The organism is Acinetobacter sp. T_3_1 (assembly GCF_025377055.1).
In the GTDB taxonomy this organism is placed as follows: Bacteria; Pseudomonadota; Gammaproteobacteria; order Pseudomonadales; family Moraxellaceae; genus Acinetobacter; species Acinetobacter kookii.
This window is the reverse complement of record NZ_JACHVD010000003.1, coordinates 244,925-264,964: the sequence shown is the minus strand read 5'-3', so window position 1 is coordinate 264,964 and position 20,040 is coordinate 244,925. Positions and strand designations below refer to the sequence as shown.

The following is a 20,040-nucleotide window of genomic DNA, read 5'->3' as shown; positions in this document are numbered from 1 at the left end:
AATTGATTAAAAATTAAATGCTCGAACAAAACAAAAGAATACAGTCATTTGATTTGCAATAAGATGCGCTATAGAGCACCTATTTTTAGGTGTTCCTTTTAAATTCCCCGCCAATCCACCCGTGCATTACGTTCGGTTTGATAGATGCGCAGCACATATTGTCCCAATGGTAATGTCATTAGATGCTCTTTATATTGACGAAATTCTTCAGATAAGGTTTCACCCTGCTCTTTTTCCCAGGGTGTACCCGGAATTTCCAGAATGGGGGCAAGCATTGAACAGACAGCAATATCAGCAAGACCTAGGCGTTCACCGACAAAATAACGTCCATGATTTTCAATCAATCTTTCATTTAAATTTTGGATGATACTGTCCATGTGCAGTCTAGATTCGGCCACCTTGTCTGCATTCAGTTGATAACCTTTAGAAAGCAAGGCTCTGATAATCGGTTTGGAATATTTTTCAAACTGGCGTAAATAGCCCTTTTCACCAATCAGAATATCTAAAGATTCTTCATTTTCTGTCAAAGTATGGGCCAGCCCCCAACGACGCACGTGTCTGCCCAGTTCGGTGGCAAGCCCATTGATTTCCAAAGCCAGTTGGCGCTGCTGGGGATCAGCACGCAATAAAGAATGTTCCGGATATACGTCATCCAGATATAAGGCAATTTCAGTCGAGTCGGCAATCCAAAAATCTTGATCACGTAAAATAGGTAAACGGTTTTGTCCAGTTTTTAATTGGGCAAATGCACGATGCACTCCTGGAATCAGATTATGCGCCACATAATCCAACTCTTTATGATCGAGCAACCAGCGCGCTTTTTCACAAAAATGAGATAAAGGAAACTGGTATAAAATTCGCATAAAAACTCCGCGTTTATTTTTTTAGTTCTGCCAAGCCAAAACCATCTAATTCAGTCGGATACTTTAGTCACCCTACCCCGGAATTACAATGCGCTTTTTATTCAAAATATCATCTTGGCCCTGTCAGTCATACACTTTTTATTTTTATACATTTTTTTGTCTTGATTATCTTTAAAGTAGATATCTCCCCATCAAAATCCTCCAACAAATTTCTTAAAAAATAAAATCATGTTGTTTTTTAAACATTTAATATATCCAAAATAAATAAAAATCTAGCAGTTTTTATTTTAAACAGGATTTTTCATAAGCTTTGCAAAAGCAATTGCTTAATTTTGAATTCGATTACTTGTAGCGTTTTGATATCGATTTAAGGTGTCATTATGTCTCGTTTAATTTCTGAAAATGTTCATGTGATTGAAAACGATCTTGAAGCCATTCATGCTGCTTATCATGTCGCAGATTTTGCTTTGGAAGGTCGCAATGAACGTGATCAACAGCGCTTGTTGCCTTTTGCTGAAATTGATCTGTTCAGCCAGAAAGGCTTAGGTGGAATTCGTATCCCAAAACAGTTTGGGGGTGCATTCGTTTCCAATAAAACGCTTGCCCATGTATTCCGCATTCTGAATAAAGCCGATTCCAGTGTGGGACAAATTCCACAAAACCAGATTGCGCTGTTGAACATGATCCAGATTATGGGTACGGAGCAGCAAAAACAGTTTATTTATCAAGAAATTTTACAAGGTAAACGCCTGGCCAATGGTGGCCCGGAACGCCATACCAAAGATACCAAAACCCTGGCGACTACGCTCACGATTGAAAATGGCCGCTATTTTGTCGATGGCGAAAAATTCTATTCGACTGGCAGCAGTTTTGCCCACTGGCTCGCGATTAAAGCCATCCATCCGGAAGGTCATGTGGTACTGACCCTCGTCAATGCTCAGGCCGAAGGCGTGAATGTGATTGATAACTGGAACGGTTTTGGACAGCGTACCACTTCAAGTGGCACGGTTAGACTCGACCATGTGGAAGTTGATCCGCTGCTGATTTTTGACGAACGCCTGCTTTCCAGCCAGCCCAATTACCGCGGTGCGTATTCACAGTTATTACAGGTGGCCATTGATGTCGGCATTGCTGACGCCGCGTTTGCCGATACCATGACGGCCGTGCATAAGGCCCGTCCGATTGTGGATGCACAAGTGGACAAAGCCAGTTTTGAACATTACACCTTACAGGAAGTCGGCAAATCTTCAGTATTACTCGATGCAGCCATTTTACTGCTTGATGAAGCGGCTGAATATCTGGATGAACTGGATCGGCTGGAGTCGGTCACTGATGAGCAGGCAGCAAAAGCCTCTATTTTGGTCGCTGAAGCGAAAATTTATGCCAATGATGCAGCCCTGCACATTTCAGAAAAACTACTGGAACTTGGCGGTAGCCGTTCCAGCCTGAGTCAGCACAACCTGGATCAGCACTGGCGCAATGCCCGTGTACATACCCTGCATGATCCGGTGCGATGGAAATTGCATGCGCTTGGGGATTATTACCTGAATCATAAACTCCCTGCCCGCCACGCCTGGATTTAAGGACACTGCCCATGACTTCATATCAAAATATTCTTCCTTTTCAATCGGAACAACTGGCGCATGCACACATCATTCAGTCTGATGCAGAGGCGCTGGAAATTGCACATAATTTAGCGGAACAGTTCAAAGCTGGAGCCATGCAGCGCGATGCCGAGCGTATTCTCCCATTTGAAGAAATCGAAGCCTATAGCCAGTCTGGACTCTGGGCAATCACGGTACCGAAACAGTATGGCGGTGCAGAGGTATCCAGTTATACCGTCGCGCAAGTCATTGCACTGATAAGTGGCGTTGATGGTTCGATTGGACAGATTCCGCAAAACCATTTCTATGGACTGGAGATCCTGCGTAACAACGGCACGGAACAGCAAAAACAGAAACTCTATGCTGAAGTGTTAAAAGGTGCCCGCTTGGGCAATGCCCTGGCCGAGTTTAAAACCAAAACCGCTGCACAACGCCAGACCGCGATACGTAAAACCGATCAGGGCTATGTGATTAATGGCGAAAAGTTTTATTGCACCGGCAGTTTATTCGCGCATCGCATTCCAACACTGGTGGTCGATGAGCAGGATCAGCAGTTTCTGGCTTTTGTTCCGCGTAATAGCGAAGGTCTGACTTTAATCGATGACTGGAGTGGTTTTGGACAACGTACCACAGGTAGCGGCACAGTGAAATTCAACAATGTGCGGGTGCTGGCTGAAGATGTGGTGCCATTTGATATTGCCTATTCAGAACCCACCCTCTCGGGTCCGTTTGCACAATTGCTGCATGCCTCGATTGAAACCGGGATTGCCCGTGCCGCATTTGAAGAAACCTTAAAACGTGTGCGTCAGGCCCGTCCGTGGATTGACTCAGGTGTAGATCAAGCCACCGATGACCCACTGACCAAATTCGAACTGGTCCGAATTGTCGCCGATGTGCGCGCCTCTGAAGTGTTATTGAAACAGGCCGCCCGTTCAATTGATGCCGCCAGACCTGCACCGACAGCAGAAAATGTCGCCAAAGCATCCTTAGATGTGGCCAAGGTTCGGGCACACAGTACCGAAACAGCCTTAAAAGCATCCTCCAAACTGATTGAACTGGCCGGTAGCCGCGGCAGCCAACGTGAAGATGGCCTGGACCGCTTCTGGCGCAATGCCCGCGTACACACCCTGCATGATGCGTCACGCTGGAAATATTATTTCATTGCCAATTATTTATTAAATGGCGTTCTGCCTCCACGTCGGGGGACATTGTAATGACAAAGAAGATAAATACTGCGAAAGCGAAAAAGATCTTACTGAATGCTTTTGACATGAACTGTGTCGGTCATATCAATCATGGCTTATGGACCCATCCGCGCGATGAGTCGCACCGTTTTAATGAACTGAGCTACTGGACTGATCTGGCTCAAACACTGGAAAAAGGCCTGTTTGATGGTCTGTTTATTGCCGACATTACCGGGGTGTATGATGTCTATCAAAACAATATCGACCTGACGTTAAAAGAATCGATTCAGTTACCGAGTCATGACCCCAGTACTCTGGTGTCTGCCATGGCTGCTGTGACGCAAAATCTGGGATTTGGGGTGACGGTGAATTTAAGTTATGAAGCGCCTTATCAGTTTGCGCGTCGTTTTGCCAGTCTGGATCACCTGAGCCAGGGCCGTATTGGCTGGAACATTGTCACCGGTTATCTGGACAGTGCACAGCGATTAATCGGTGAAAAAGGCCTTAAAGACCACGACCTGCGCTATGAACAGGCCGAAGAGTTCCTGGAACTTTGCTACAAGTTCTGGGAAGGCTCCTGGGAAGATGATGCACTGCTCAAAGATAAACAAAACCGTATCTTTACCGATCCGGCCAAAGTACATCAGGTCAATCATCAGGGCCAATTTTACCAAAGCCAGGGTGTGTTTCAGGTTTCCCCTTCCATTCAGCGCACCCCGGTATTATTTCAGGCCGGTGCTTCACCGCGTGGAATGGCCTTTGCCACCCGGCATGCAGAAGGCATGTTTATTGGCGGAGATCAACCGGAAAAAATCAAAAAGCAGGTCGATCAGATTCGTCAGCAAGCCATCAATCAAGGACGCAATCCTGAAGATATTAAAATTTTTGTCGGCATTACTGTGGTGACTGCGGAAACCGATGAACTGGCGCAGCAAAAACTGGATGAATATAAAGCTTATGCCAGCCCTGAAGCGGGTCTGGCACATTTTTCCAGTTCCGTCGGCATTGACCTGTCCAGATTTGCCGATGATGAGCCTATTCCTTACCAGCAAACCAACAGCATTGCTTCGGTTAACAACAAGTTTAAAGAACAGCGTATCAGCAAAAATGATTTAAAAGCCCAGCATGTATTAGGCGGCCGTTATCCGCTGATTGTCGGGAGTGGCGCCACTGTGGCGGAAAAACTGATTCAGCTGATTGATGAAACCGGCATTGATGGCTTCAACCTGACCCGTACCGTTGCGCCTGAATCGCACCATGATTTTATCCGTCTGGTGATTCCTGAATTGCAGCAGCGCGGCCGCTATAAGACTGAATATGAACCAGGCAGTTTAAGACACAAACTGTTTAATCAGGGAGACCGGCTGTCGAACTCACACCCAGTTCAGCAATTTCGATGTCCAAGCTCCGCCTCAACTTCGAATTCCAACTTAAAGCAAAAACAATCCGCATAAATTTTGAGGTGCAACATGGCACAAACAGCAAAAACCAAACTGACCATTCTTGGGGTCATTATTGCCGCCGTCATTATTGGACTGGCGGTCTGGAACCAACAAAAGAAACCCGCTTCGGATGAACTGGTGATTGGCATCAGCCCATCCTTTGCCAAGCCTTTACAGGTGGCAGCAGTCGAGGCCAAACAGCAAGGCCTGAACGTGAAACTGGTGGAATTTTCCGACTGGAACACGCCCAACATTACCCTGAATCACGGTGATATTGATGCCAACTTCTTCCAGCATCAACCCTTTTTGGATAATGCCAAAAAAGAAACCGACTTTAAGATCAAAGCCTTTGCCAAAGGTGCAGCCACGCATGTGGGCTTATATTCCAAGAAAATCAAAAGCTTTGATGAGTTAAAAGATGGCGCGAAAGTTGTGGTTCCAAATGATCCCGTCAATCAGGGACGCGCGCTGCTGCTTTTACAACAGGCAAAACTGATTACCCTGAAGAATCCTGAAAATCATTTATCGAGCCTGAAGGACATCGCAAGCAATCCGAAAAAATTGCAGTTTGTTGAAGTGGAAGGCCCTCAAACCGCACGTGCCATTGATGACGTCGATCTGGCTTTTGGCTATCCGCACTATTTACGTTTAGCCAAAACAGCTGATCCTGAACAGGCGCTGTTATTTGACTCTAACAAGGACAACCGTTATGCCATCCTGTTTGCCGTGCGTGATGACTATGAAGACAAAAACGATAAGCTGAAAAAATTTGTCGAGATCTATCAGAACTCGCCAAAAGTGAAACAGGCTTTGGATGCTGATTTCGGTGCCAAACTCTGGTTCCCGGGCTGGAAATAAGGGGTTAAATCATGTCTCAAGTTTCCAAACTGAACCTTAAAAAACTGCTGCTGGGTCTCACTGTCCTTGTCATCATTGCAGGATTAATAACCTATCGTTATGTGCAAAACCCGCAACAGGATAATGTCCTGACGATTGGTATTAGTCCACCTTATGCAGAACTATTACAGACAGTTGCAAAAGAAGTAGAGAAAGACGGCATTCATGTCAAACTGGTGGAGTTTTCAGACTGGCAGGCTCCCAATGTTGCGGTACAAAATGGCGACATTGATGCCAACTTTTTCCAGCAAAGCGTGTTTTTAAAGAATGCAATTCAACAGACCCATTATGACCTGCATGCTTTCGGCATCGGCAGTGGCAGCCATGTCGGTTTGTATTCCAAGCAATATAAATCCTTAGATGCCTTGCCACAAAATGCACGTGTGGTAATTCCCAGTGATCCTGTGAACTCGGCTCGTGCATTGATTTTGCTGCATCGTGCAGGTCTGATTCAAATCAGAGATATCCATAATGAGCTGTCAACCCTGCAAGATATTGTGGCCAATCCAAAACAGCTTAAATTTTTAGAAGTGGAAGGTCCGCAAACGGCTCTGGCCTATGACGATGCCGATTTGATTTTTGGTTTTCCGCATTATTTAAATATGGCGAAAAAAGCCGATCCTCACAGTGCCCTGTTTTTAGACCCGGTGGACAAGAAATACGCCATTCTTTTTGTGACCCGAAAAGATTATGTCGATCACGATAAAAAACTCGAAACCTTTGTCAAAGCTTTCCAGAACTCTGCAAAAGTAAAAACAATTTTAGACCGGGATTTTGGTACGGGCATGTGGTTTGAAGGCTGGAAATAAGGTGAATACTATGGTGAGTTTTGGTTCTCAGGTGGACTTTTCCGTCCCGCATATCAAGATCAGAAACCTGAACAAATATTATGAAGTACAGGGTAAATCCGTACATGCCTTGAAGAACATCAACCTGGATATACCGGAAGGCAAGATTTTCGGGATTATCGGCAAAAGTGGTGCAGGTAAATCTTCCTTGCTGCGTACCTTAAATGGTCTGGAACAGATCAGTGAAGGACATATCCACATTCACCAGCAAGATCTGGCAGAACTGAAACATGCTGAACTGATCCAGCTGCGTCAGCGCATTGGCATGATCTTCCAGCATTTTAACTTGATGTCTGCCAAAACCGTCTGGGAAAATGTTGCCCTGCCGCTGAAAGTTGCAAACTATCCCAAACATGAAATTGAAACGCGGGTCAATGAAGTGTTGCAACTGGTCGGGTTGGGCAATAAATCGCAGAACTATCCTTCACAATTGTCTGGCGGGCAGAAACAGCGCGTCGGCATTGCCCGCGCACTGGTGCATCATCCGGAAATTTTACTCTGTGATGAAGCCACCTCTGCCCTGGACCCGGAAAGTACTTCTGTGGTGCTGTCCCTGCTCAAGGAAATCAATCAAAAGCTTGGCATTACCATTGTGCTGATCACGCATGAAATGCAGGTCATTCGTGAAATTTGTGATCAGGTGGTGGTGATTGAACACGGTGAAATTGTTGAAGCAGGTGAAGTCTGGTCAGTCTTTTCCAATCCGCAGCAAAATATTACCCAGGAACTTCTGAATCTGGAACAGCTGCAATTGCCTTTTTCACTAACGCCAGAGATTATTGCCGACAGCTCACATAGCATTTTAAAACTGCGCTATGCCTCCAGTGTTCAGCACGCCCCGGATTTAAAAGTGATTTTCGAGCAGTTTGAAACACCAGTGCATTTGTATCAGAGTCATATCGACAGCATTCAAAACCATCTGGTCGGCAGTTTTATTGTCGCTATCCCCGATCTGCATGTAGATACCAGACTGCTCCAGCAGAAATTAAAACAGTACATCGCACAGATTGAGGTCATTGGCTATGCACGACCAGCTTATTGATTTATTACTTACTGGCACCATTGACACGCTATTGATGGTCGGCGTATCCGCCATTGTGGCTTTTCTGATTGGCTTGCCTATCGCGATCATTTTGGTCAGCACATCCGAACATGGCATCTATCCATCCAAGTCTATTAATCAGGCTTTGGGCTGGGTGGTCAACATTACCCGTTCGGTACCGTTTTTAATTTTAATGGTGGCGCTCATTCCACTCACCCGCTGGATTGTTGGCACCAGTTATGGGGTCTGGGCCGCGGTCGTCCCCCTAACCCTGGCAGCCACGCCGTTCTTTGCCCGTATTGCTGAAGTCAGCTTACGCGAGGTCGATCAGGGTCTGATTGAAGCAGCCCAGGCGATTGGCTGTAACCGCAAGCAGATCATCTGGCATGTGCTGCTGCCTGAAGCCCTGCCCGGGATTGTGGCCGGTTTTACCGTGACTTTAGTCACCATGATCAACTCCTCGGCAATTGCCGGTGCCATTGGCGCAGGCGGTTTGGGCGATATTGCCTATCGTTATGGTTATCAGCGTTTTGACATGCAGATTATGCTTGCCGTAATTGTAGTGCTGGTGATTCTGGTCATGCTGGTGCAGGCCACGGGCGATACCCTTTCCCGTCAGCTGGATAAACGCAAAATTTAAATCCCTATCCATTTTAGGAGTTTTCAACAAAGCATCCAGCCATGACCTGACTTTGTCATGGCTTTCATGTAAAATCAGCGGCAATTTTTAAATAACACGTTGTGAGTCATTTCATGGGTTTTAATTGCGGTATTGTCGGCTTGCCGAATGTTGGTAAATCTACACTTTTCAATGCATTGACTAAAGCTGCTATTGCTGCAGAAAATTTCCCGTTCTGTACCATCGAACCAAACACCGGTATCGTGCCTGTACCTGATCCACGCTTGGACAAACTGGCTGAAATCGTCAATCCACAGCGCGTGCTTCCAACCACCATGGAATTTGTAGACATTGCCGGTCTGGTTGCCGGTGCTTCTAAAGGTGAAGGTCTGGGTAACCAGTTCCTGGCCAACATCCGTGAAACCGATGCCATTGCACACGTGGTACGTTGTTTTGAAGATGAAAACGTGATTCACGTCAACGGCAAAATTGACCCGCTGGATGATATTGCAACCATCAATACAGAACTTGCACTGGCTGACCTGGAAACTGTGACCAAAGCGGTTACGCGTCTGGCTAAATCTGCAAAAGGCGGCGACAAAGATGCACTTGCCACCAAAGCCGTTCTAGACAAAATCCTGCCTTTACTGGATGAAGGCAAACCTGCCCGTGCAGCCAATCTGGATGATGATGAGCGCAAACTGGTACGTGGCTTTGGTTTAATGACTTTAAAACCGACCATGTATATTGCCAACGTGGCTGAAGACGGTTTTGAAAACAACCCGCATCTGGAAGCTGTTAAAAAATTGGCCGCTGAAGAAAATGCGATTGTGGTTCCACTGTGCAACCAGATTGAAGCTGAAATTTCATTGCTTGAAGATGAAGACCGTGCTGAATTTTTAGAAGCGATGGGCATGGAAGAACCAGGTCTGAACATCGTAATCCGTGCCGGTTACAGCCTGCTTGGCCTACAGACTTACTTCACTGCGGGTGTACAGGAAGTCCGTGCCTGGACCGTTAAAGTCGGTGCAACTGCACCTCAAGCAGCCGGTGTGATTCACACTGACTTCGAAAAAGGCTTTATCCGTGCTGAATGTATTGCTTATGACGACTTTGTACAGTACAACGGCGAAGCTGGCGCGAAAGAAGCCGGTAAATGGCGTTTGGAAGGCAAGACTTACGTGGTTCAGGACGGTGACGTGCTACACTTCCGTTTTAACGTTTAAGCCATTCTGACCTTTCAAAACAGCTTAAAAAGCCAGCATCATGCTGTAATGCCAGTCAGTTAAGAAATTGACTGGCATTTTCTTTTTTAAAGTCATGATTATATTTGACATGTGGAAAAGTCATCCGCAACTGTTTGAGGCATGACTACATTAAAAAATGATTGTTTCTGCGACAAATTTGCTAGTTGATGGTGGCTGACGAGTTTTGCGGATGACAAATGCCTTTGGTTACTTTGGGCGAAACCAAAGTAACAAATGAGCTGAAACAGTTTGATTTAAAACGGCAAGACTCCGCCGTGAATTACTTAAAAATTAAAAAGTCTATTTCTAAACTCCTTAACTGATCAGCATTAAGTATGATGCTGGCTTTTTTATGTCGAACTTTTTCAGTTCAGGCTTACCGTCTGGGCATCCATTGCAGCACGTTGCTTGCGTGCTTCTGCCAGCATGCGTTGCTCCAGCTCTTTTCGAAATCCAAACATAAACACCATTTCAGCCAATACAAATAAAGGACCGATTGCCAGGCCAATCACATCATCCATAAAAGCCGGTTTTTTCTTTTCATAAAAATGGCCCACAAACTGGAATACCCATCCCACCACAAAAATGCCAATACTTAAGCTTAACCAGACCGCCGTATCCAGCTGGGCAATCCTGTAAGCGAATGGATAAGCAAGCGCATAGATGAGCAACATGATCAGGCCAAAGATGCGGTCCAAGCTGAGATAATACAGCGTACTGGCAAGCAATAGCCCTAAAGCCAGCGTCAGCTCAACACCTGAAATGATCACACCGGCACGTGCAGTCAGGCAGATAATAGAAAACACAATCAATGGAATGCCAATAAAATGGGTATAAATATTTTTCTGGTCCAGATGATATGCTGCATACTGGCTCAGCAGCTGTTCTAGTTTGGTCATGACCGTTTCCTTGTTAGACTTATATTTTATTTCACTATATAAAAAAATACCCGGACAAGTTGTCAGCTAGCCGACAACTGACATTAAAAAAGGAATAACAATGCTCGAACCGGTTTATATCGATCATTTACAGCAGAATATATGGTTTGCACAATTGTCAGCCGAATTTAAGCAGTTCATTATCCAGCATGCCGTGCAGCAGCGTTTTGACAAGGAACAAGCGATCTTTCATGCCGGTGATTCATTTAATGGCATCTATGCCGTTTTAGAGGGTGCCGTTCGCCTGGGCTATATTGATATTCATGGCAAAGAATCGGTGGCTGCCATTGTTGAACCGATTATGTGGTTTGGTGAAATCTCGCTGGTCGATGCCCAGCCCCGTTCCCACGATGCCATTGCCACGCAAAAAAGCCTGATCCTGCATATTTCCAGTACCGCCCTGCAATCACTGCTGCAACAGCATCCGTTTTTTTGGTATCACATCGCGCAATTGACCAGTCAAAAGTTGCGCTTTGCTTTTCTGGAGCTGATTTCCATTCAAACGCAAAGCATCAGCCAGCGTTTGGCACAACGCCTGATGTTTATTTTAAATGGCTATGGCAATCATTTAAGTATTGAAAAGAATGTCATTCATTTATCCCAGGAACAACTGGCACAAATGCTGACCTGCTCCCGACAGACCATCAATCAGGAACTACAAGCGTTGGAACAGCAAAATATTTTGTGCGTATCTTTTAAGAAAATTGAAATTTTGGATGTAGCGGAACTGCATCGCATTGCGCATGCCTTTCCCAATATTTAAATCGGAAGATGAATGAAATTTTAAACCATGAAAATAATTCAGAGATGTATACCGTTGCAGGATAAGCCATTTTATGGCCAAGCATGACAGGTGAATAACTTGCCTGATGATGCATCTATTTTACACATTGTACTTATGAACGTAATTGACACACATTGACATCATCAAAACCATTGGTGCATGGCGCAACTTCATATTCATTGTCCGATGACGACTGAATGGCCTGTAACGGCTCTGCAGCTGTGGAAACACTACTCAAAGCGCTTAGAACAACCACCACACTTATTGATAAAAACACTTTACTCAACATCATTATCACTCCTAACCGTTATTAAAGTTAAATAAATTTTGAATTAAATTGAATTTTTCATCATAAAAACACACATTATTATACATATTTTATCATTTTAAGATAATTCTATATATTTATCAGATTATCGTTTTATTCTCTTACTCATTCTTTAAAACTATAACCAAAAGAAAACACCATGACATTTAAGGCATAAAAAACGAGGCCTTTGCCCCGTTTTTATTTTCTTTAAACCCCAACCTTTTTCGGATCGGTATTGCCCAGCTGTGGATGCTCAATCGCATCTTTACATTGCTGTTTATCACGTTCGTAATCGGCCTGCTTCTGGGCCACTGAGCTGGATTGATCCATCGTCTCACGCGCCCAGATTTCCAGACTGGTCAAGGCTTTACGACAGAGTGCATATTTACCTTCAGTCACGGAATCAGTCATTTTGACATTAATGCGCCAATCCGTGCTGAGCTTGCGTGCAGGTTTACGGACCTGTTCTTCCAATACATCCAGTTTTTTGGCATAGACCAAACCATCCACCTGATTAATGAATTTCCAGGCTTCGTTGGCATAAGTGGTGGCATCATTGGTCAGCTTGGGTGCCGGCTTAATTTCAGGTTTTTCAGTATTCTTGCTGTCATTTCCACAAGCCTGTAGCAAAACACTACTGCATAATAAAGAAACAATCAGCATTCCACGCGTCTTCAACATCCTCATATCAGGCTCGCTTAGATAAACAATTCGGCACTATGCTAGTGAATTCGAGTACAATACTCAATCATCATTTGACCTGTTGTTCAACTCTCCCGCAAAGGTGTGTCGTGTCTGAGCACAAAATCCCTCCAGTTCAAGCTGCCGGCTTTTGGCAAGGTGCTAAAGACAGCCAAGCCATTATTTTTACTTATCTTCCTGTTTCATTTGCTTTTGGTGTTTCGGCCAGCCAGTTCGGTTTTAGCTCTTGGGAAGCACTGTTTCTATCCTGCTCCATGTATGCCGGTGCCAGCCAGTTTCTGGTCGTGGCTTTACTGGGTAGTGGTACATCCATCTGGATGACTGCCCTCACCGTGATTGCTTTAGATATTCGACATGTGCTTTACGGCCCGGCCCTACAAAACCTGATTCAGGACAAGCTGAATTTAAAGAAAACTGCCGTCTGGGCTTGGGGCCTGACCGATGAAGTATTTGCCTCGGGAATGATTAAACTCTCGCAACGCCGTCAGGAATGGTCCGAGTCCTGGATGCTGGGCTTGAGCCTGTTTAGCTGGATGTCCTGGGCTTTAGGTTCTTTCCTGGGTGGATTGTTCGCCGACCAGGTCAGTACCTTACCGCAGTTTTTACAAGCCGCGCTGGATTTCTTGCTACCGGCCTTGTTCCTTAGCTTCCTGCTCGCTGCCTTTGAAAAGAAACATACCTTTATTGTCACGGTCTGTTTAATTGTTTCCGCGATTGCTTGCTATTTCATTAATTTGTCAGCAGCCATTTTTATTGGCATCTTATCCGGTATTCTGGCAGGTTTATTTAAACATTATGTTTTAAAACAGCATGATGATGTACTGGGAGAAGCCCATGAATCTTGAAATTATTCTGGTCGGGATTATTGTCGGGATTGCCAATTTTGCTTCGCGTTTTGGTCCTTTTTATGTCATTCAGAAAAGTCGGCAAAACGCTCAAAAGCGTGGCTCGGTCTGGATCAGAATTGCTTTAGGCAGTATTGGCATTGCCGCTATCAGTTCCATGCTGGTGGTGGCGACACTTCCGCCACTCATGGAAAACCCGAATAAAAGCTTTGCCATGCTGGTCGGTTTTTTAACCTTAGCCGGGCTATATTTTAAATTCAAGAAGATTGTTCCGGCGACTTTAACCGCTGCGCTGGCCTATGGCGTGATTTATACTTATCTGCCGGTTTCATTTTAAACCCTGTATACAAGTCCCTCTTTTATAAAGAGGGATTTAGGAAAATTTTTAAAGCACTTTATAAATAAAATTGTTGGACAATATCATTATTTTATGTGAATCCGGGCTTAATTCGGCAATCAGTTCTGCTATGCTAAAAGTCCATAAAATCAAGCATGGATGATTTACATGAGCGTGACTATTGGTACTCCCCTTCAAGCTTCTGCCTTTAAAGTTTTGCTCTTAGGCTCAGGAGAATTAGGTAAAGAAGTGGTGATTTCTCTACAACGTTTAGGTGTAGAAGTTCATGCTGCTGACCGTTATGATCATGCTCCTGCGATGCAAGTTGCCCATTATGCATATACCTTGAATATGGCAGATGCCGAAGAACTCAAACAACTGATCCAGCAGGTTAAACCTGATTTAATTGTGCCTGAAATTGAAGCCATCGCAACTCAGGTTCTGGTCGAAATCGAACAACAGAATATTGCCACCGTCATTCCTTCTGCCAAAGCCGTCAACCTGACCATGAACCGTGAAGGCATTCGCCGTCTGGCTGCCGAAGAACTGGGCTTGCCGACCTCAGCTTACCGTTTTGCCGACTCGCTAGAATCATTCCGTGCAGCCTGTGATGACATTGGCTATCCCAACTTTGTCAAACCGGTGATGTCTTCTTCCGGTAAGGGACAATCACGCGTCAAGAACTTTGATGAAGTGGATGCGGCCTGGGAATATGCGCAAACCGGTGGCCGGGTCAATCAGGGTAAAGTGATTGTCGAATCGCAAATCGACTTCGACTTTGAAATTACCCTGCTCACGGTACGTGCCAAAAATGCGGAAACATGTGAAATTGAAACGCAATACTGCGACCCGATCGGACACCGTCAGGACTCTGGCGATTATGTCGAAAGCTGGCAGCCTCAGGCCATGACAGCGGCGGCTTTGGAAGAAGCCAAACGCATTGCGCATAAAGTCACAACAGCTTTAGGAGGCTGCGGTATTTTCGGCGTGGAACTATTTGTCAAAGGCGATAAAGTATGGTTTAGTGAAGTCTCTCCACGTCCGCATGACACAGGGCTGGTCACCCTTGCATCGCAATTCCAGAGCGAATTTGAATTACATGCACGTGCCATTTTAGGCCTGCCGGTAAATACATCTCGTCATAGTGTTGCAGCCAGTGCTGTCATTTATGCAGGCGTTGATGACGCCAATCTGTCTTTTTCTGGCTTAAATCTTGCTTTAGCCAATCCAGACACCGATTTACGCCTTTTTGGTAAACCCGAGGGTTTTAAACGCCGTCGTATGGGGGTTGCAACTGCACGTGCTGAAACAACAGATCAGGCGCGTCAACTTGCCCTAGAGACGGCGTCTCAAGTCAGTGTTCAACAAAACTAAACCTGCCACCTTATTAACGGACCACTGTTCATGATCAATACCTCTCCTCTGCTGAATTACGTTAAAAGTAACCATGACATCCAGGCAATCAATCAATGGCGCACCGATGTTGAAAATCAGCTTCAGGAAAGTTTTGAAAATGGACAGTCTATCCGGGAAATTATCCTGGCCCGCTCCCATTTGATTGATGAAGCCCTGGAGTTTCTCTGGAAACATGCTGAACTTGACCAGACCGATCTGGGCTTGTTTGCGGTAGGTGGTTATGGCCGCCGGGAAATGCTGCCTTATTCCGATGTCGATATCATGATTTTATCGGAACAGGACATTACTGCCGAGCAGGAAAAACTGATTTCCACTTTTATCTCCTCGCTTTGGGATGTCGGCAATTTCAAACCCGGTATTAGCGTACGGACCATTTTGCAATGTGTTGAACAGGCCACCAATGATTTAACCGTCGCAACTGCGCTGATTGAATCGCGCTTAATTAGTGGCAACCGGCATCTGGCCAAATGGCCACGCCGTATTGTTTCGCAAACCTGGACCGATAAAACCTTTTTTGATGCCAAAATGGATGAGCAGGCAAAACGCTATGCGCAGCACAACAATACCGAAAGCAACCTGGAACCAGATATTAAAAATGCGCCGGGAGGCATCCGCGACATCAACCAGATTGGCTGGATTGCCAAACGTCACTTCCGGGTCAACCGGATTTATGACCTGGTGCATTTAGGCTTTATTTCAGAGTTTGAACTGGGTGTTCTAGAAGAAGCCGAAAGCTTTTTATGGGAAATCCGTCATCATCTGCACCGTCTGACCAAACGCGATGAAAACCGCTTATTGTTCGATTATCAGCGTGATATTGCAGCCTTGTTTGGCTATACCCGTGAAGAAGATAAATCGCCGAATTATCCGATTGAACAGTTTATGAAGCGCTATTACCGTAGCGCACAGCAGGTCTCTACCTTAAATGAAATGCTGCTGGCCTACTTTAATGAATCTGTGATTACCCCACGGTTGCCCAACTACGAGCGCAAAATTGAAGAAATTAACGAAAATTTCAAACTGGTCGATGGCAAACTGGCGGTACAGCATCATAAAATTTTCTCGGAACGTCCAAGTGCAATTTTAGAACTGTTCTATTTATTGGCGAACCGTCCTGAAATTGAAGGTATCCGTGCCCGTACTTTGCGTCTGCTCACCCTGGCAGCCAAACGCATCAATCAAGCCTATCGCGATAATCCCGAACATCAGGCCCTGTTTATGGCAATCATGCGTTCGCCGCATCGCCTGTATGACACACTGGTGGCGATGAAACGTTATGGCGTGCTCGGAAACTATATTCCGGCATTCGGGCAAATTATGGGGCTGATGCAATATGACCTGTTCCATATCTATACCGTAGATGCGCATACTTTATTATTGCTGCGCAATTTAAACCGCTTTAAAGAACCTGAATTTGCCAAAGATTTTCCGGTGGTCAGTTCGGTGTTCCAGCGTCTTCGCCGTCGCGACATTGTCTATCTGGCGGCCTTGTTCCATGACATTGCCAAAGGTCGTGGCGGTGACCATAGCGAACTGGGTGCAGAAGATGCGATTACCTTCTGTCGTACCCACGGCTTTACCGAACGTGAATGTAACCTTGTGGCCTGGCTGATTCAAAACCACTTGCTGATGTCGATGACCGCACAGAAAAAAGATATTTCCGACCCGGACGTGGTGCAAGATTTCGCTGAAAAACTCGGTGATATGGAACACCTGGACTATCTGTATACCTTAACCGTTGCCGATATTAACGCGACCAATCCAAAACTGTGGAATACCTGGCGTGCCTCCCTGATGCGTCAGCTTTATACCCACGCACGTGATGTGATTCGTACCGGTCTGGGACATCCGGTGGATTATCAGATGCTGATTGAAGACACCAAATTCGCTGCCAGTGAATTGCTGGTCAATGACTTCTCCCTGGCGGATGTCGAAAAAGTCTGGCAAGAACTCGGCGATGAATACTTTATTAAGGAATCAGCCGATGAAATTGCCTGGCATACCCGTGCCATCTTGCAACACGGCCATAATCCAGAGCCTCTGGTCTTGATGCGTGCCCATCGCCAGTCGGCACAAGATGCCGTGCAGATCTTTATTTACACTCAGGATCAACCGAATTTATTCGCCACCACTGTCGCCATTCTGGACCGGATGAACCTGGACGTTCAGGATGCACGGATTATCACCGCCTCGACTGCCTTTAGCCTGGACACCTATGTGGTGCTGGACCGTTTTGGGACTTTGCTGACTGACCCTGAACGTGAACAAACGGTCATTGAGGCACTGGTCAAGGCGTTGAGCGAGTCAGATAAATACCCGGGCCTAATGCAACGCCGTATTCCACGCCAGTTACGTCATTTCGATATTGAAAATACCGTGGATATCACCCTGAATGCAGCACTTCAGCAAAACATGGTGGAAATTGCAACGCTCGACCATCCGGGTTTACTTGCTAAAGTAGGTGGTTTATTTATGATGCAGGGTTTAGATATTCATTCTGCTAAAATTGCCACCCTGGGTGAGCGTGCAGAAGATATTTTCTTTGTCACCAAAAAAGATGGCAAGCCAATGACTGATTCAGAAGCTGAAACTTTTGCTGCCCAATTGAAGTCAGCTCTGGATGAAGCCTCAAGTCTAGTCTCTGGTCACCATTAACTTAAATTTACGCGGTATCGATTTCATGAACTCAAGTTTGTCATTATTGCATCCTTATCCTTTTGAAAAGTTAAATAAGCTTTTTCAGGGTATTCAACCTGCAGATTTACCACTCATTCCATTATCGATTGGTGAACCAAAGCATCCGGCACCGGAGTTTGTGAAGCAGGCCATTATTGACAACTTCCAGCATTTATCGACTTACCCAAACAGCAAAGGCTTGCCTGAATTACGTCAAAGCATTGCCAACTGGCTCACCCGTCGCTTCAAGCTGAACAGCATTAGCGCTGAAAACCATGTTTTGCCTGTATCGGGAACACGTGAAGCGATCTTTTCTTTTGTTCAGGCTTTGGTCAACCGCGAAGATGCGCCTTATGTGGTGATGCCGAATCCTTTCTATCAAATTTATGAAGGGGCAACTTTGCTTGCCGGTGCCAAACCTTACTTCATTAATTGCACAGAAGAAAACAATTATCTGGGTGATTTTGATGCAGTTCCCGCAGAAGTGTGGGAAAAAACGGCATTATTATTTGTCTGCACCCCAGGTAATCCGACGGGTGCAGTATTGTCCAAAGAACAATTTAAAAAACTGATTGCCCTTTCAGACCAGTACAATTTTGTGATTGCCTCAGATGAGTGCTATTCAGAACTCTGGTTTGATGAAGCCCCTGTCGGTTTACTGGAAGTCTGCGCTGAACTGGGTCGTGACGATTACAAAAACTGTGTGGTGTTCCATTCCCTGTCCAAGCGTTCAAACCTGCCAGGCATGCGTTCAGGTTTTGTTGCTGGTGATGCCTCTTTGCTGAAACCTTATTTGCAATACCGTACCTATCACGGTGCTGCCATGCCGGTTCAGCATCAACTGGCTTCTATTGCAGCGTGGGATGATGAAGCGCATGTGGAAGAAAACCGTAAGCTGTACCGTGCCAAATTTGAATTGTTTCAAAATGAACTGGGACATTTACTACCACTGAAAAAACCGGATGCGGGTTTTTATTACTGGCTGAAAGTCGACAATGACGAAACTTTTGCCAAAATGCTGATGGAAAAAGCGCATATTAAAGTCCTGCCAGGCCGTTATCTTTCACGTGATACCGAGCAAGGCAACCCGGGTGAAAATCATGTCCGTATGGCATTGGTCGCCGATATCGCACAATGTGAACAAGCCATTCAGCGTTTGAAAGCCATTCTTTAATGGCCTGAATAAGCAATAAGATCAACCATTATCCACTGCGCTGCAACAGTGGATAATTTTTTGCACATGCATTTAAACGCAGCCTATAAAATGAGAGAGGGCGATTCATGAATCGCCCTATTTTATTTATTTTCTATTATTCCAGCTTAAGCTTACTGCGCTAAAGCTGCTTCAATTTCATTTTCCAGATCTTCAGGTTTGGTGGTCGGTGCAAAACGATTCAATACTTTGCCATCTTTGCCAATCAGGAACTTGGTAAAATTCCATTTAATGCCATTGCCTAAAATTCCCTTGCTGTTATTAGTCAAATAGCGGAATAAAATGTGGGCTTCAGGTCCCTTGACATCCACTTTGGCAAACATCGGGAAATTCACCCCATAATTTTTTTGGCAAAATGCACCAATCTGTTCATTGGAACCCGCATCTTGACCGCCAAACTGGTTACAGGGAAATCCCAATACTTCAAATCCCTGATCTTTGTATTTTTCATACAATTTTTCAAGACCTGCAAACTGGGGCGTAAAACCGCATTTACTTGCGGTATTTACAATTAATAAAACCTTACCTTGATAATCGGCAAATGATTTATTTTTTCCATCTAACAACTCAGCCTCAAACTGATAAATGTTGGTCATGGATAGGTTTCCTCATCATTTTTTTCTTGTGTTTTTAATTCTAAAGAAGCTGAATTGACGCAATAGCGCAATCCTGTAGGTTGTGGACCATCTTCAAAAACATGGCCTAAATGTGCGCCACAATGATGGCAAACAATTTCGGTTCTGACCATCCCATGCGAAGAGTCCTGATGCTCTTCAATAACCGAGTTATTTACAGGACGATAAAAACTTGGCCAGCCACTGCCACTGTCATATTTAGTTTCAGAAGAGAATAATTCTGTCCCACAGCAACGGCAAAGATAAGTCCCTGCTTGCTTTGTATTCCAGTACTTACCGGTAAATGCTGGCTCCGTCCCCTTTTGTCGCGTAATGCGAAATTCGTCTGGTGATAACTCTCTTTGCCATTCTCGGTCTGTTTTATTGAGTTTTCCCATCACTAACTCCTTTAAATCTTTGACATTCAATGTCATGCTTCAGTACTTCATATTTACGCTA

20 protein-coding genes are annotated in these 20,040 nt (G+C 45.1%); 14 read left to right on the top strand and 6 right to left on the bottom strand.

Annotated elements, in window-relative coordinates; genetic code table 11:
- Positions 1 to 98: 98 nt before the first annotated feature.
- Positions 99 to 863, bottom strand: coding sequence for a glutathione S-transferase family protein (locus tag H4I94_RS06175; RefSeq protein WP_261182369.1), 765 nt, complete (start codon positions 861 to 863; stop codon positions 99 to 101).
- Positions 864 to 1,243: 380 nt separating this feature from the next.
- Here H4I94_RS06175 and H4I94_RS06170 point away from each other — a divergent pair, with 380 nt between their 5' ends.
- From H4I94_RS06170 to ychF, 8 genes are all read left to right on the top strand, one after another.
- Positions 1,244 to 2,446 carry an SfnB family sulfur acquisition oxidoreductase gene (locus H4I94_RS06170; protein ID WP_261182368.1) on the top strand — a complete coding sequence of 401 codons (1,203 nt, stop codon included), beginning with the start codon at positions 1,244 to 1,246 and terminating at the stop codon, positions 2,444 to 2,446.
- A gap of 11 nt (positions 2,447 to 2,457) precedes the next feature.
- Positions 2,458 to 3,681: an SfnB family sulfur acquisition oxidoreductase gene (locus tag H4I94_RS06165; RefSeq protein ID WP_261182367.1), complete on the top strand. Its 1,224-nt coding sequence runs from the start codon at positions 2,458 to 2,460 to the stop codon at positions 3,679 to 3,681.
- Complete coding sequence (locus H4I94_RS06160) at positions 3,681 to 5,105, top strand: LLM class flavin-dependent oxidoreductase (RefSeq protein WP_409976735.1); 1,425 nt, start codon at positions 3,681 to 3,683, stop codon at positions 5,103 to 5,105. Before H4I94_RS06165 ends, H4I94_RS06160 begins: the two co-directional genes overlap by 1 nt.
- A gap of 15 nt (positions 5,106 to 5,120) precedes the next feature.
- Complete coding sequence (locus tag H4I94_RS06155) at positions 5,121 to 5,951, top strand: MetQ/NlpA family ABC transporter substrate-binding protein (RefSeq protein ID WP_261182366.1); 831 nt, start codon at positions 5,121 to 5,123, stop codon at positions 5,949 to 5,951.
- 11 nt (positions 5,952 to 5,962) lie between these two features.
- Positions 5,963 to 6,799, top strand: a complete 837-nt coding sequence (locus tag H4I94_RS06150) for a MetQ/NlpA family ABC transporter substrate-binding protein (RefSeq protein ID WP_261182365.1) — start codon at positions 5,963 to 5,965, stop codon at positions 6,797 to 6,799.
- Between the two features lie 10 nt (positions 6,800 to 6,809).
- Positions 6,810 to 7,880 carry a methionine ABC transporter ATP-binding protein gene (locus H4I94_RS06145; protein WP_261182437.1) on the top strand — a complete coding sequence of 357 codons (1,071 nt, stop codon included), beginning with the start codon at positions 6,810 to 6,812 and terminating at the stop codon, positions 7,878 to 7,880.
- Entirely contained in the window at positions 7,861 to 8,520 is a 660-nt protein-coding gene (locus H4I94_RS06140) for a methionine ABC transporter permease (RefSeq protein WP_261182364.1), read from the top strand. Before H4I94_RS06145 ends, H4I94_RS06140 begins: the two co-directional genes overlap by 20 nt.
- A 113-nt stretch (positions 8,521 to 8,633) precedes the next feature.
- Entirely contained in the window at positions 8,634 to 9,725 is a 1,092-nt protein-coding gene (gene ychF, locus H4I94_RS06135) for a redox-regulated ATPase YchF (RefSeq protein ID WP_092819286.1), read from the top strand.
- A 386-nt stretch (positions 9,726 to 10,111) separates the two neighbouring features.
- On the opposite strand, the gene H4I94_RS06130 is transcribed toward ychF, so the two are convergent.
- The gene (locus H4I94_RS06130; RefSeq protein WP_092819285.1) at positions 10,112 to 10,645 is read right to left on the bottom strand and encodes a DUF962 domain-containing protein; all 534 of its coding nucleotides are present in this window, start codon (positions 10,643 to 10,645) and stop codon (positions 10,112 to 10,114) included.
- A gap of 100 nt (positions 10,646 to 10,745) precedes the next feature.
- On the opposite strand from H4I94_RS06130, the gene H4I94_RS06125 reads away from it, so the two are divergent.
- Positions 10,746 to 11,447 carry a Crp/Fnr family transcriptional regulator gene (locus H4I94_RS06125; protein WP_261182359.1) on the top strand — a complete coding sequence of 234 codons (702 nt, stop codon included), beginning with the start codon at positions 10,746 to 10,748 and terminating at the stop codon, positions 11,445 to 11,447.
- A gap of 133 nt (positions 11,448 to 11,580) precedes the next feature.
- On the opposite strand, the gene H4I94_RS06120 is transcribed toward H4I94_RS06125, so the two are convergent.
- A complete protein-coding gene (locus H4I94_RS06120; RefSeq protein ID WP_261182357.1) occupies positions 11,581 to 11,760 on the bottom strand; it encodes a hypothetical protein in 180 nt (59 codons plus the stop codon).
- A gap of 225 nt (positions 11,761 to 11,985) precedes the next feature.
- Positions 11,986 to 12,465: a hypothetical protein gene (locus tag H4I94_RS06115; RefSeq protein ID WP_180043515.1), complete on the bottom strand. Its 480-nt coding sequence runs from the start codon at positions 12,463 to 12,465 to the stop codon at positions 11,986 to 11,988.
- Positions 12,466 to 12,569: 104 nt separating this feature from the next.
- Here H4I94_RS06115 and H4I94_RS06110 point away from each other — a divergent pair, with 104 nt between their 5' ends.
- From H4I94_RS06110 to dapC, 5 genes are all read left to right on the top strand, one after another.
- A complete protein-coding gene (locus H4I94_RS06110; protein ID WP_261182356.1) occupies positions 12,570 to 13,325 on the top strand; it encodes an AzlC family ABC transporter permease in 756 nt (251 codons plus the stop codon).
- Positions 13,315 to 13,662, top strand: a complete 348-nt coding sequence (gene ygaH, locus H4I94_RS06105; RefSeq protein ID WP_092819281.1) for an L-valine transporter subunit YgaH — start codon at positions 13,315 to 13,317, stop codon at positions 13,660 to 13,662. Before H4I94_RS06110 ends, ygaH begins: the two co-directional genes overlap by 11 nt.
- Before the next feature lie 159 nt (positions 13,663 to 13,821).
- The gene (gene purT / locus H4I94_RS06100; protein ID WP_261182354.1) at positions 13,822 to 15,036 is read left to right on the top strand and encodes a formate-dependent phosphoribosylglycinamide formyltransferase; all 1,215 of its coding nucleotides are present in this window, start codon (positions 13,822 to 13,824) and stop codon (positions 15,034 to 15,036) included.
- 30 nt (positions 15,037 to 15,066) lie between these two features.
- Positions 15,067 to 17,733: a [protein-PII] uridylyltransferase gene (gene glnD / locus H4I94_RS06095; RefSeq protein WP_092819279.1), complete on the top strand. Its 2,667-nt coding sequence runs from the start codon at positions 15,067 to 15,069 to the stop codon at positions 17,731 to 17,733.
- A gap of 25 nt (positions 17,734 to 17,758) precedes the next feature.
- Positions 17,759 to 18,928 carry a succinyldiaminopimelate transaminase gene (gene dapC / locus H4I94_RS06090; protein WP_261182350.1) on the top strand — a complete coding sequence of 390 codons (1,170 nt, stop codon included), beginning with the start codon at positions 17,759 to 17,761 and terminating at the stop codon, positions 18,926 to 18,928.
- Positions 18,929 to 19,080: 152 nt separating this feature from the next.
- On the opposite strand, the gene H4I94_RS06085 is transcribed toward dapC, so the two are convergent.
- A complete protein-coding gene (locus H4I94_RS06085) occupies positions 19,081 to 19,563 on the bottom strand; it encodes a glutathione peroxidase (protein ID WP_261182347.1) in 483 nt (160 codons plus the stop codon).
- Complete coding sequence (gene msrB, locus H4I94_RS06080; RefSeq protein ID WP_092819276.1) at positions 19,560 to 19,979, bottom strand: peptide-methionine (R)-S-oxide reductase MsrB; 420 nt, start codon at positions 19,977 to 19,979, stop codon at positions 19,560 to 19,562. Before msrB ends, H4I94_RS06085 begins: the two co-directional genes overlap by 4 nt.
- Positions 19,980 to 20,040: the final 61 nt, after the last annotated feature.